At 71.6% G+C, this 12,741-nt stretch carries 13 protein-coding genes; 3 read left to right on the plus strand and 10 right to left on the minus strand.

Going from position 1 to position 12,741, the window contains the following annotated elements:
* Positions 1 to 8: 8 nt before the first annotated feature.
* From hisH to BLT21_RS04350, 4 genes are all read right to left on the minus strand, one after another.
* Entirely contained in the window at positions 9 to 674 is a 666-nt protein-coding gene (hisH, locus tag BLT21_RS04335) for an imidazole glycerol phosphate synthase subunit HisH (protein WP_091499655.1), read from the minus strand.
* A complete protein-coding gene (gene hisB, locus BLT21_RS04340; RefSeq protein WP_091499658.1) occupies positions 671 to 1,276 on the minus strand; it encodes an imidazoleglycerol-phosphate dehydratase HisB in 606 nt (201 codons plus the stop codon). The genes hisH and hisB overlap by 4 nt, the downstream gene beginning before the upstream one ends.
* Positions 1,273 to 2,358, minus strand: coding sequence for a histidinol-phosphate transaminase (locus tag BLT21_RS04345; protein WP_091499661.1), 1,086 nt, complete (start codon positions 2,356 to 2,358; stop codon positions 1,273 to 1,275). The genes hisB and BLT21_RS04345 overlap by 4 nt, the downstream gene beginning before the upstream one ends.
* Before the next feature lie 72 nt (positions 2,359 to 2,430).
* Positions 2,431 to 2,790, minus strand: a complete 360-nt coding sequence (locus BLT21_RS04350) for a LysM peptidoglycan-binding domain-containing protein (RefSeq protein WP_091499664.1) — start codon at positions 2,788 to 2,790, stop codon at positions 2,431 to 2,433.
* A 255-nt stretch (positions 2,791 to 3,045) separates the two neighbouring features.
* Here BLT21_RS04350 and lexA point away from each other — a divergent pair, with 255 nt between their 5' ends.
* Both lexA and BLT21_RS04360 read left to right on the plus strand, forming a co-directional pair.
* Positions 3,046 to 3,711, plus strand: a complete 666-nt coding sequence (gene lexA / locus BLT21_RS04355; RefSeq protein ID WP_091499667.1) for a transcriptional repressor LexA — start codon at positions 3,046 to 3,048, stop codon at positions 3,709 to 3,711.
* Positions 3,712 to 3,754: 43 nt separating this feature from the next.
* Entirely contained in the window at positions 3,755 to 5,677 is a 1,923-nt protein-coding gene (locus BLT21_RS04360; RefSeq protein WP_091499670.1) for a S9 family peptidase, read from the plus strand.
* Positions 5,678 to 5,758: 81 nt separating this feature from the next.
* Here BLT21_RS04360 and hflX read toward each other — a convergent pair whose 3' ends face one another.
* Positions 5,759 to 7,276, minus strand: coding sequence for a GTPase HflX (hflX, locus tag BLT21_RS04365; RefSeq protein ID WP_091499672.1), 1,518 nt, complete (start codon positions 7,274 to 7,276; stop codon positions 5,759 to 5,761).
* Positions 7,277 to 7,361: 85 nt separating this feature from the next.
* Here hflX and BLT21_RS04370 point away from each other — a divergent pair, with 85 nt between their 5' ends.
* Positions 7,362 to 8,003 carry a class I SAM-dependent methyltransferase gene (locus BLT21_RS04370; protein ID WP_091499675.1) on the plus strand — a complete coding sequence of 214 codons (642 nt, stop codon included), beginning with the start codon at positions 7,362 to 7,364 and terminating at the stop codon, positions 8,001 to 8,003.
* Positions 8,004 to 8,025: 22 nt separating this feature from the next.
* Here the strand turns inward: BLT21_RS04370 and dapF are convergent, their stop codons facing one another.
* The 5 genes from dapF to BLT21_RS04395 are packed head-to-tail and all read right to left on the minus strand — an operon-like array spanning position 8,026 to position 12,673.
* Entirely contained in the window at positions 8,026 to 8,895 is an 870-nt protein-coding gene (gene dapF, locus BLT21_RS04375; RefSeq protein WP_091499677.1) for a diaminopimelate epimerase, read from the minus strand.
* Between the two features lie 9 nt (positions 8,896 to 8,904).
* Positions 8,905 to 9,384, minus strand: coding sequence for a GNAT family acetyltransferase (locus BLT21_RS04380; RefSeq protein ID WP_091499680.1), 480 nt, complete (start codon positions 9,382 to 9,384; stop codon positions 8,905 to 8,907).
* Positions 9,381 to 10,388 (minus strand): tRNA (adenosine(37)-N6)-dimethylallyltransferase MiaA, encoded by a 1,008-nt coding sequence (miaA, locus tag BLT21_RS04385; protein ID WP_091499682.1) that lies wholly within the window; start codon positions 10,386 to 10,388, stop codon positions 9,381 to 9,383. Before miaA ends, BLT21_RS04380 begins: the two co-directional genes overlap by 4 nt.
* Positions 10,385 to 11,935, minus strand: a complete 1,551-nt coding sequence (gene miaB / locus BLT21_RS04390; RefSeq protein WP_091499684.1) for a tRNA (N6-isopentenyl adenosine(37)-C2)-methylthiotransferase MiaB — start codon at positions 11,933 to 11,935, stop codon at positions 10,385 to 10,387. Before miaB ends, miaA begins: the two co-directional genes overlap by 4 nt.
* A gap of 12 nt (positions 11,936 to 11,947) precedes the next feature.
* The gene (locus BLT21_RS04395) at positions 11,948 to 12,673 is read right to left on the minus strand and encodes a hypothetical protein (RefSeq protein WP_091499688.1); all 726 of its coding nucleotides are present in this window, start codon (positions 12,671 to 12,673) and stop codon (positions 11,948 to 11,950) included.
* Positions 12,674 to 12,741 lie beyond the last annotated feature (68 nt).

Here is a 12,741-nt window from a genome sequence, read left to right on the forward strand (position 1 = left end):
GAGGGAGACTAGTGGCGCGGCAGGGCGCCGATCCAATTGGCGAGCAGGCGGATGCCGGCCGCCCCCGACTTCTCGGGGTGGAACTGCGTCGCCGACAGCGGACCGTTCTCGACCGCCGCGAGGAACGGCGTGCCGTAGTCGCACCAGGTCAGCACGGGCTCGGCGAACGGCTTCGTGACCTCGAGACTCCACTCCTGGGCGCCGTACGAGTGCACGAAGTAGAACCGCTCGCCCTCGAGGCCGTCGAAGAGTGTCGACCCGGCGCCGGTGCGGACCGTGTTCCACCCCATGTGCGGCAGCACGGGGGCGTCGAGCTGCGTGACGGTCCCGGGCCACTGGGCGAGCCCGGCGGTGTCGTGGCCGCGCTCGACGCCGTTCTCGAACAGCACCTGCATCCCGACGCAGATGCCCAGTACGGGGCGTCCACCGGCGAGGCGACGCTCGATGATCTCGTCGCCGCGACTCTCGCGCAGCGCCGACATCACGGCCTGGAAGGCTCCGACCCCGGGGACCACGAGGCCGTCCGCGTCGCGGATGAGGCCGCGGTCGGATGTGAGGCGGGCGTCGGCACCGGCGGCGGAGAGGGCTTTGACGGCGGAGTGGACGTTGCCCGAACCGTAGTCGAGGACCGCGACGAGGGGCGCCGTGTGCTCGGTTCTGTCAGCGTCGCTCACAGCGCACCCTTGGTGCTGGGGATGCCCTGCACGAGCGGGTCGAGAGCCTTGGCCTGCCGGAACGCGCGGGCGAAGGCCTTGTACTCGGCCTCGGCGATGTGGTGCGGGTCTCGACCACCGAGCACGGTGACGTGCATCGTGAGCCCCGCGTTGAACGCGATGGCCTCGAACGTGTGACGCACGAGCGAGCCGGTGAAGTGTCCGCCGATGAGGTGGTGCTCGTAGCCCGCGGGCTCGCCGGTGTGGACGAGGTATGGGCGGCCGGAGATGTCGACCACCGCCTGCGCGAGCGCCTCGTCGAGGGGGACGAGCGCGTCGCCGTATCGTGAGATCCCCGACTTGTCGCCGAGCGCGGAGCGCAGCGCCTGGCCGAGCACGATCGCGACATCCTCGACGGTGTGGTGCGCGTCGATGTGGGTGTCGCCGCTCGCACGGACCGTGAGGTCGGTCAGCGAGTGCTTCGCGAACGCGGTCAGGAGGTGGTCGAAGAACGGCACGGTCGTCTCGATCGTGCTGATCCCCGTCCCGTCGAGGTCGAGGTCCAGTTCGACCGACGACTCGCTCGTCGCGCGACGGATGCTGGCCGTTCGGGGGCTGGTCATGCCTCCGAGTCTATCGAGGCCAGTGCCTCGAGGAACGCGGTCGTCTCGTCTTCCGTACCGGCGCTCACACGCAGCGAGTGCGCGATGCCGACGTCGCGGACGAGGATGCCGCGGTCGTAGAGCGCCTGCCAGGTGGCCTGCGGGTCGTCGACGCCGTCGAAGAGGACGAAGTTCGTCCAGCTCTCGTACGCGCGGTAGCCGAGGGCGTCCAGCGTCGCGGACATCCGATCTCGCTGGCCGACGATCTCGTCGACCATGCGCAGCATCGTCGTCGAGTGCGACAGCGCCGCCGTGGCGGCGGCCTGCGTCAGGGCGCTCAGGTGGTAGGGCAGCCGGACCAGGCGCAGTGCGTCGATGAGCGTCGCGTCGGCCGCGAGGTAGCCGACCCGCGCCCCCGCGAACGCGAAGGCCTTGCTCATCGTGCGCGATACGACGAGGCGCTCGCGTTCGCCGAGGAGGGTCAGCGCCGAGGGACTCTCGCGCGGGGCGAACTCCTGGTAGGCCTCGTCGACGATGACGATGCCGTCGGTCGCGTCGTACACGGCCTCGATCACGTCGAGGCCGAGCGGCGTACCGGTCGGGTTGTTGGGCGCGCATAGGAAGACGACATCCGGCCGTTGCTCGGCCACCTGCGCGGCGGCGGATGACGCGTCCAGCGTGAAGTCGGACCCGCGGGTACCGGAGATGTACTGCGCTCCGGTGGCGCGGCTCAGGAGTGGGTACATCGAGTAGGTGGGGCCGAAGCCCATCGCCGTGCGGCCGGGACCGCCGAAGGCCTGCAGGAGGTGCTGGAGGACCTCGTTCGAGCCGTTCGCGGCCCAGATGCGGTCGGGCGTCAACCCGTGACCGAGGTACTCGGCGAACGACTCCCGGAGCTGCGTGAACTCGCGGTCGGGGTAACGGTTCACGTCTCGCAGGGCCCGCGCGACGGCATCCAGGATGTCGTCGGCTACCTCTTCCGGGACAGGATGCGTGTTCTCGTTCACGTTCAGCGCGACCGGGAGCGGCGCCTGCGGGGCGCCGTACGGGGTGAGGCCTCTCAGATCGTCTCTGAGGGGCAGATCATCCAGACTCGGGCTCATCCCACCCATGCTAGGCCGCGGCGCATGACCTCGTGACCGAACACGGCGGACGCGCGGGCTGGAGAAGGGGTGTCAGCTCGCGGTCGTGTACTCGGCGGGGATGGCCAGCGTCTGGCCGGCTTCGAGCTGGCCGGAGCCCAGGGCGTTCAGGCGCACGATCGCGTCGACGACGTCGCGCGGGTCGGCCGCGGGAGCGACCTCCTCGGCGATGGACCACAGGGACTCCCCCGACATGACCGTGACCGTGGTGAAGGAGCCCTCGGGTGCACCGGCCTCGTTCGAGGCGAGCGCGCCGCCGCCGGAGAGCACGGCGAAGCTGACGGCGACCACCGCGGGGAGAGCGGCGATCGTGGCGACGACGCGACGTCCGCGGCGCGTCAGGCGCAGACGGGTGCGGGGGGCCGGCATGAGTCGGGCATCGATCGTGGTCATGGCATCTCCTCGAGAGCGGTAGGAAGATTCGCCCCCGCCTCTCGGCCGGGAGAGGCGGGTGCGAACTTCGGTTCCGAACGTATCTTCGATATTGTGTGGTGTCAACCACTCGTCGAAATCGGAGACCGATCGAAGAGACACGCGGAGGGTTCCGCGATGTCGCCGGCGTATCGGGCTACCTTTTCGACAGCGAGAGCCCACCACGAACCTCCGACATCGGGTCGGGGACGGGGCGTGACGACAGGAGACCGGCGGATGAGCGAGAAGCCGCAGACGCGACGACGCAAGAATCTGAGCGACAAGCAGCTCGCGATCCTCGAGGTGATCCAGAACGCGATCGCTCGGAACGGTTACCCGCCGAGCATGCGCGAGATCGGCGACGCGGTCGGCCTCAAGTCGCTCTCGAGCGTCACCCACCAGCTGAACCAGCTCGAACTGAGCGGCTACTTGCGGCGCGACCCGGGCAAGACGCGCGCCATGGAGGTGCTGATCGACCTCCCGGGCACCGCCGCCGAGAACCCCGCCGACGCCGCGCCCGCCCTCGGCGACGCCGCGCTCGTCCCCCTCGTCGGGCGCATCGCAGCGGGCGTGCCCATCACGGCCGACCAGCAGGTCGAGGAGATCTTCCCACTCCCCCGCCAGCTCGTCGGCAAGGGCGAACTGTTCATGCTGAAGGTCGTCGGCGATTCGATGATCGACGCCGCCATCTGCGACGGCGACTGGGTCGTCGTCCGGTCGCAGGCGACGGCCGACAACGGAGAGATCGTCGCCGCGATGCTCGACGGCGACGCCACCGTCAAGACGCTCCGCCAGCGCGACGGACACACGTGGCTGCTCCCCCGCAACTCGGCGTTCGAGCCGATCCTGGGCGACGAGGCGACCGTGCTCGGCAAGGTCGTCGCCGTCCTGCGGGCCGTCTGACGCACCTCGACGGTCCGACGCCGCGCTCGCGTAGCGTGGCGGTATGTCGCAACAGCTCCCCTACGGATCCTGGCCTTCTCCGCTGACCGCCTCGTGGGCGAGTGCCTCTTCGCTGCGCCTCGACGGCGCCGCGTTCGTCGGCGACGAGATCTGGTGGGGCGAGTCGCTGCCGGATGAGGCGGGCCGGGTCGCGGTGATGCGTCGGAAGAGCGACGGATCGCTCGGCGTCGTCCTGCCCGCACCGTGGAACGCACGCTCCCGCGTGCACGAGTACGGGGGCGGGGCCTGGGCGGCATCCGACGACGGCGTGCTCTTCTTCGTCGACAAATCGGACCAGCGCATCCGCCGCGTCGTGCCGGGGGACGAGCACGAACCCGAAGCGCTGACGCCCGAGGAAGACGGCACCCACTACGGCGGGCTCCGCTGGCAGCACGGAGCCCTGCTCGCCGTCCGCGAGCGCGAGCGCGACGGCGCGACGCCCGAACGGCACATCGTCCGCATCGACGGCGCCGCCGCGGCATCCGCCGATGGCGAGGTCGGCGTGACCGTGCTGGCCGGCGGCAGCGACTTCGTCGCGCAGCCCGCGCTGTCGCCCGACGGCTCCCGCCTCGCCTGGGTCGCGTGGGACCACCCCGACATGCCGTGGGACCGCACCCGCATCCGGATCGTCGACCTCGATACCCCGCATCTCGTGCGCGACGTCGCCGGAGGCGCGACGTCGGCGCTGCAGCCGGAGTGGACGGCGGACGGCGACCTCGTTCTCATCGACGAGCAGACGGGGCGTTGGAACCTCTACCGTGTCGACCCGGGGTCGGGCGCGGACCCCGACGCGGTGTCGCCGGCCGACGCCGACACCGGCGGCGGGCTCTGGGTGCTCGGCAGCCGGTGGTACGCGCCGCTCGACGACGGACGGATCGTGGCCGTCCGCACTCATGGCTCCGACCAGCTCGTCGTCATCGATCGCGACGGCGGCGCCGTCCCCCTGCCCTTCGCCGCGACGGCTCGCCTTCAGATCGACGATCTCCACGGCGACCGCGCGCTCGTGAGCGGAACAATGCCCGGCGCGACCGGCCTGTGGGTCGTCGATCTGTCGACGGGCGAGTCGAGCCCCGTGCGCGGCGGCGCCCCGGACGTCGACGCCGCGTGGATCCCCCACGCCCGTCAGCTCACGACCGAGGGCCCGCACGGACCCGTGCACGCGTTCGCCTACCCTCCGACCAACCCCGACGTCGTCGCGCCCGGCGGCGAGCTGCCCCCGTACCTCGTATGGGTGCACGGCGGGCCGACCTCGCACGTCGGCGGCACCGCCGACAGCAAGGTCGCGTACTTCACCAGCCGCGGTATCGGCGTTCTCGACGTGAACTACGGCGGCTCGACCGGCTACGGACGTTCCTACCGCGAGCGGCTCACGGGACGATGGGGCATCGTCGACGTCGACGACGTGGCCGCCGCCGCGCGGGGGCTCGCCGCCGACGGCCTGGCTGACCCGATGCGGTTCGCCATCGAGGGCGGCTCGGCCGGCGGGTGGACCGTCCTCGCGGCGCTCGTCGGCACCGACGTCTTCGGCGCCGGCATCTCGCGCTACGGCGTCGGCGACGCGCGCGCCCTCGCCGCCGAGACGCACGACTTCGAGGCGCGATACCTCGACGGGCTCATCGGCCCGCTGCCGGAGGCCGAGCAGGTCTACATCGAGCGATCGCCGCTCAGCCGTCCCGAGCGGTTCCGCGTCCCGCTGCTGCTGCTGCAGGGCGACGAGGACGCGGTCGTGCCTCCGGCGCAAGCCGAGGCCATCCGAGACGCACTCGTCGCGCAGGGCGTGCCGCACGCGTATGTGCTGTACGCGGGCGAAGGACACGGGTTCCGGCGCACCGAGACGATCGTCCACGCCCTCGAGAGCGAGCTGGCGTTCCTCGGCCAGGTCTTCGGCTTCGAGACCCCGGGCGTCACTCCCGTCGACCTCGCCTGACCCGATCCGACTCCGCCTCCCGATGCGTCCGTCGGCCGGCGCCGGGAGACAGCCGGCGCCGGGGTCGGTCGACGGGCGGGGTCAGACGGCGTAGGGACCGAGTTCCGCCGCGAGGCGCTCGGAGACGTGCGCGTGCACGGCCGTGCCGTCCTCCTCGTGCGAGGTGGCGACGATGTGGCCGCTCTCGTGCACGGCCGAGATCAGGTCGCCGCGGTCGTACGGGACGAGCGCGCGGACCTCGACCGCGGGCAACGGCAGCGCGTCCTCGATCGCGGCGCGGAGCTCGTCGATGCCCTCGCCCGTGCGCGACGACACGAAATGCGCCGTCGGCTCGAGGCCGCGCAGCAGGAGCCGGGCATCGTCGTCGACGAGGTCGGCCTTGTTGAAGACCACGAGCTCGCGCGTCGCGCGGGCACCCACGTCGCCCATGACGTCGCGCACCGTCGCCAACTGCGCCGCGGGATCGGGGTGCGACCCGTCGACGACGTGCACGATGACATCGGCGCCCGACACCTCCTCGAGCGTCGACCGGAAAGCCTCGACGAGCTGATGCGGCAGGTTTCTCACGAAGCCGACGGTGTCGGTGAGCGTGAAGACGCGCCCGTCGGCGGCCTCCGCCCGGCGCACGGTGGCGTCGAGCGTCGCGAAGAGGGCGTTCTCGACGAGCACGCCCGCGCTCGTCAGTCGGTTCAGGAGGCTGGACTTGCCCGCGTTGGTGTAGCCCGCGATGGCGACGGAGGGGATCGTGTTGCGGCGACGCTCGGCCCGCTTGGCCTCGCGTGACGGCGCGAACTCTCGGATCTGCTTGCGCAGCTGCGCCATGCGCGTGCGGATGCGACGCCGATCGAGCTCGATCTTCGTCTCACCCGGTCCGCGCGAGCCCATGCCCGCGCCGCCGGCGCCGACCTGGCCACCGGCCTGACGGCTCATCGACTCGCCCCAGCCGCGCAGACGGGGCAGCAGGTACTCGAGCTGCGCGAGCTCGACCTGCGCCTTGCCCTCGCGACTCTTCGCATGCTGGCTGAAGATGTCGAGGATGACGGTCGTCCGGTCGATGACCTTGACCTTCGCGACATCCTCGAGAGCGCGCCGCTGGCTCGGAGCGAGCTCGGTGTCCGCGATGACGGTGTCGGCGCCGACGGCGGCGACGAGGTCGCGCAGCTCGGCGGCCTTGCCGCGTCCGATGTACGTGGCGGGGTCCGGATGCGGTCGACGCTGGAGCACGCCGTCGAGCACCACCGCGCCGGCGGTCTCGGCGAGCGCCGCGAGCTCGCGCAGCGAGTTCTCGGCGTCCTCGTGCGACCCCTGCGGGTACACGCCGATGAGCACGACGTTCTCGAGTCGCAGCTGTCGGTACTCGACCTCGGTGACGTCCTCGAGCTCGGTAGACAGTCCGGGCACGCGGCGCAGCGCGGCGCGCTCCTCGCGGTCCCACTGGTCGCCGTCGGTGTCTCCGTACGAGACGGTCGCCGCGTCCTGCAGTGCCTGGGCGGCGCCGAAGACGCGGCTCGACGAGCGGGTCTCGGCGCTCGCGAGCACCCGATCGACCGGGTCCACCGCGATGTCGTCGTCGCCGTCGGGGGTGGTGGTGTGCGTCATAACTCTCTTCCCGGGATGCCCGTGCCCGGGCATCCGTGAATTCTAGTCTCCCGCCGGTACGTCCGGCTCCGATACGCTCGGATGCATGGGGAGCGATCACTACTTCAGCGCGTCCCCGTCCAGCGAAGCGAACCTCCGCCGCATCCGCGTGACCCTTGCCGGTCGTGCCGTCGAGGTCACGACCGCGGGCGGGGTGTTCAGCCCTGACCACGTGGACTCGGGCACGGCAGTTCTTCTGGCCAATACTCCGCCGGCACCGCCCGGCGGGGACTTCCTCGACCTCGGCTGCGGCTGGGGGCCGATCTCGCTGTCGCTGGCCCTGGCGTCGCCTCGCGCCACGGTCTGGGCCGTCGACGTGAACGAGCGGGCTCTCGACCTGGTGCGACGCAACGCCGCTGATCTGGGACTCGATAACGTCAACGCCGTGCTGCCCGACGATGTTCCCGACGACGTCACCTTCCGCACGATACGGTCGAACCCGCCGATCCGCGTCGGCAAGAACGAGCTGCACGGGATGCTGCAGCGCTGGATCCCCCGCCTGGCCGAGCGCAGCGACGCGTGGCTCGTCGTGCAGCGCAACCTCGGCTCGGACTCGTTGCAGCGCTGGCTCTCGGCGACGTTCGACGACGGATACAGCGTGACGCGGGCCGCCACCGGCCGGGGCTTCCGAGTGCTGAAGGTCCGCCGCCACGGAGTGCCGCCGACCGGCGCGATCGACCTGCCCTGACGGCGCAGCATCGCTGCCGGCGTCAGTCGGCGAGCGTGACCTCGCCCGAGAAGACGAGCGTCGCCGGTCCGGACAGCAGGACGTGCTCGCCGTCGGCCTCGACGACCACACGCACCCCGAGGGTCCCGCCGGGCACGTCGACGCTCCAGCGATCGGGCGCGGCAGGCCCGGCCCAGTGGCGCACCGCCAGAGCGGATGCCGCGACGCCCGTGCCGCACGACAGGGTCTCGCCCACGCCGCGTTCGAAGACCCGCATCCGGATGATCCCCACACCGTTCTGCACGAGCGGCTCGGCGGGCACCACGAACTCGATGTTCGCCCCGGCGGTCGGACGCGGCTCGAGGACCGGCTGCGCCGTGAGGTCGAGCCCATCGAGCTCGTCCTCTCCCGCGAGGGCCACGACGACGTGCGGGTTGCCGACGTCGATGCCTTGGCCCGGACGGGCGACGCCGAGACCGCGGGCGCGCACCAGCACGTCTCCGTCGTCGGCGTGCCAGACCCCGAGGTCGACCTCGTAGCCGTTCTCAGCCCGCGTGATCGTCTTGACTCCGGCACGTGTCCCGATGCGGAGCCCGTCGTCGAGCGAGGCGAATCCGGCGTCCGAGAGGTAGCGGGCGAAGACGCGCGTGCCGTTGCCGCACATCTCGGCCTTCGAGCCGTCGGCGTTGCGGTAGTCCATGAACCACTCGGCACCGGATGCCGCGGCAGCTGCGCCCTCGGGGATCGCGGCCGATCGCACGACCCGCAGCAGGCCGTCGGCGCCGATGCCCACGTGCCGGTCGCAGAGCGCGGCGATCTGTGCGTCACTCAGCTCGAGCGCACCCTCGGGGTCCGCCAGGATGACGAAGTCGTTGCCCGTGCCGTGGCCCTTGGTGAATGCGAGAGTCGCCATGCGCCCAGCTTAGGCGGGGCCGCCGGGGCCATCCACGACGAGCCGCTTGCCCGTGGACCACACCGTGAAGGGCTCGTACCCGAGCTCGCCGTAGAAGCCGCGCACCGCCTCGTTCTCGGGCCGCACCATCAACTGCACCTTCGGGCAGCCCATCGCCTCGAGCAGCCCTTCCGCCTCGGTGACGAGCGTGCGTCCGATGCCGCGGCCACGGTGCGACCGGGCCGTGGCCAGGTAGTACAGCCAACCGCGGTGCCCGTCGTAGCCGGCCATGACCGTGCCGACGACCTCGCCGGCGGCGCCGTCGACAGGCCCGTCCGTTCCGTCGACAGGCTGATCGACCGCGACGAGGAACAGTTCGGGCTGAACCGCCAGCTTGCGCCTGATGTCGGCACGCGGGTCGTTCCACGGGCGCGTCAGTCCCGCGTCGTGCCACAGCTGCACGACGGCGTCCTCGTCGGCGGGGGCGAAGGCCCGGATGGTGATCGTCATGGTCGCTCTCCTCTCGGCACCGGCCGCGCTGATCCGCCGGCTGCCCGCTCATCCGGCGCGGATGCCGCCGCCACGAGCGACGTCGCATCGGCCTCGCGCGCGTCGACCCACGTGACGTCGGCGTAGCGCTTGAACCACGACACCTGCCGCCGCGCGTACCGCCGGGTCAGCGCCTGGGTCTCGGCGATCGCCTCGCCCTCCGTCACATCGCCCCGCAGCTGGGCCAGGGCTTGCGCGTAGCCGATGGCGCGCCCGGCGGTGACGGCGCGCTCGATCCCCTCGTGTCGCAGCGCCGCGACCTCGTCCACGAGACCGCGCGCCCACATGTCGTCGACGCGGGCGTCGAGAATCGGCACGAGCTCATCGCGCGGGATGGCCGTTCCGATGATGCGCGTCGACGGCAGCCAGGCCTCGGGCGCCTCAGGCAGCGCTCCCCCGTGCGTCGCGCCGCCCTGTGCCAGCATTTCGAGCGCTCGCACTATGCGTCGGCCGTTCCGCGGGTCGATGCGCCCGGCCGCGACGGGATCCGCCTCGCGGAGCCGGGCGAACAGCGCGCCGACTCCCTCGCTGTCGAGTTCCGCCTCGAGACGGGCGCGCAGCGCCTCATCACGCGGCGGGAAGCGGAAGTCGAAGAGCACGCTCGACGCGTAGAGTCCGGAACCGCCGACGAGGATCGCGTCCGCGCCGCGATCGTGGATCTGGTGGATGCAGCGACGTGCGACGTCTTGATACCACGCGACGGCCGCCTCGTCGGTGACCGCGAGCACGTCGAACAGGTGGTGCGGGATGCCGCGACGCTCGGCCGGGGCCAGCTTGGCGGTGCCGATGTCCATGCCGCGGTACAGCTGCATCGCGTCGACGTTGACGATCTCCGCGCGCCGACCATGAGCCTCGAGAGCGGACGCGAGGTCGAGCGACAGGCCCGTCTTGCCCGTGCCGGTGGCTCCGACGACGGCCCACAGCCTCGGGGCCGCGCTGCTCGGCGATCCGGTGTCGGCGCTCACACCCCGACGCGCAGCAGAGGCAGGCCGAGCGACACCGGTCGCGGTCCGTCCCCCGCTGGGGCCGGTGCGGGCACCCCGCAGGACTCCGCCTGCGACCGATCCCACGCGTCGCCCGCGCGGGTGCGCCGGATGTGCAGCGGCGCCCCGTCGGCGCTGTCGGCGAGGAGGTGGAACGGCGCGGCGTGGCTGACGGTCACCGACACGACATCGCCCGGCCGCGGCGTCTCGGAGCCGGCAGGCAGCTCGAAGTGCACGAGACGGTTGTCCTCGGCGCGGCCGGTCAGGCGGTGGGTCTCAGCGCCCTTCTTGCCCTCTGCCGACGACACCAGGACCCGCACCTCGCGGCCGACCTGCTTCTGGTTCTCCTCGAGGGCGATGCGGTCCTGCAGCGCCATGAGGCGTTCGTACCGCTCCTGGACCACGGCCTTCGGCACCTGGTCCGGCATCGTCGCCGCGGGCGTCCCCTCGCGGATGGAGTACTGGAAGGTGAACGCACTCGCGAATCGCGCCTGCTCGACGACGCGCAGGGTGTCCTCGAAGTCGGCATCGGTCTCGCCCGGGAAGCCGACGATGATGTCGGTCGAGATCGCCGCGTTCGGCATCCGCTCCCGAACACGGTCGAGGATGCCGAGGAACTTCGAGCTGCGATACGACCGGCGCATCGCTTTGAGGATGCTGTCGGACCCCGACTGCAGCGGCATGTGCAGCTGCGGCATGACCGCGGGGGTCTCGGCCATGGCGTCGATGACGTCGTCGGTGAACGCTGCGGGGTGCGGACTCGTGAAGCGGATGCGCTCGAGCCCCGGGATCTCGCCCGCGGCGCGCAGGAGCTTCCCGAACGCCTGGCGGTCGCCGAACTCGACGCCGTAGCTGTTCACGTTCTGCCCGAGCAGGGTGACCTCGATCGCGCCGTCGTCGACGAGCAGGCGGATCTCGTTCAGGATGTCGCCGGGACGGCGGTCCTTCTCCTTGCCGCGCAGGTGCGGGACGATGCAGAACGTGCAGGTGTTATTGCACCCCACCGAGATGGAGACCCAGCCGCTGTAGACCGAATCGCGCTTGGTGGGAAGAGTAGACGGGAAGGTCTCGAGCGACTCGAGGATCTCGAGCTCGGCCTCGCCGTTGTGTCGTGCGCGCTCCAGCAGGCCAGGGAGCGCGCCCATGTTGTGGGTGCCGAACACGACGTCGACCCACGGCGCCTTCTGCTGCACCGCGGCCTGATCCATCTGGGCCAGACATCCGCCGACGGCGATCTGCATCCCGTCGTGCTTGTCCTTGCGCGACTTCAGGTGCCCGAGCGTGCCGTACAGCTTGCCCGCCGCGTTGTCGCGCACGGCGCACGTGTTGATCACGATGACGTCGGCCTCGGCGCCCGGATCAGCGGGCAGATAGCCGGCGCTCTCGAGCGATCCGGACAGGCGCTCGGAGTCGTGGACGTTCATCTGGCAGCCGAATGTCCGCACCTCGTAGGTGCGGGGGCGGCCGTCTGCGGTGCGTGCAGCGAGCGACGGCGCGATGAGAATGGGTGCGCTCGAAGGGGACGACATGATGGTCCCATTCTACGTTCGGCCGCCCCGGTCGCGCCCCGGCCGCGCGCGGGTCCATGCGGCGACCACGAGGCACACGACCCCGACGGCGAGCAGCGTCATGGTGATGCGCGGGTCGCCGCCGGTCGACCCGAGACCGGGCCTCGGGTGCGCACCGCCAACGCCGACGGTCGACTCCTCGTCGGTCTCGGTGGCGGTGACCGTCAGCTCGACGTCAGCGCGCAGGCCCATCGCGGACGGATCGGAGCGCGCGCTCTCCGAGAGCATCGCGGTGACCAGAAGGTGCACGTCCGTGCTCCCGGTGGCGGTTCTCAGGTCGTGCGGAGCGGCGACCGCTTCCGTCCCGCCGACCGCCATGACGGTGCGCTCACCCGACGGACAGATGGGCTGGCTCGTCGTATCCTGCCAGGCGACGTCGCACGACCGCAGCCCGAGACGCAGCCCCGCGGGGTGTGCGGCCAGCGCACCGTCCGCCCGTACCTCCGCCGCCAGCACCACGGGCCGGTCCCCGACGAGGTCGGCGGTGATCGGCCAGTGCACGGGCTCCCCCGGGGCCAGACGCGACGCGGCGACGGGGAGAGACACCGCCCAGAGCGTCAGCCCATCCGATGTCCCCGAGCCGGACGGGGCGGCGGCCGCGAATGCGGGCGACGCGATCCCGGCGCCCCAGCCGGTCGCCAGCGCCGCGCACAGCGCCGCCGTCGCCGTGAGGCGGCGGCGCTCGCTGACCCTTCTCACGACGCATTCCTCCTGATCACGGCGACGCCTCCCGCCCACTGCGCCCGGCCACGCCATCGGCGGGCGTG

This window comes from Microbacterium sp. cf332, from assembly GCF_900102175.1.
Lineage (GTDB): Bacteria > Actinomycetota > Actinomycetes > Actinomycetales > Microbacteriaceae > Microbacterium.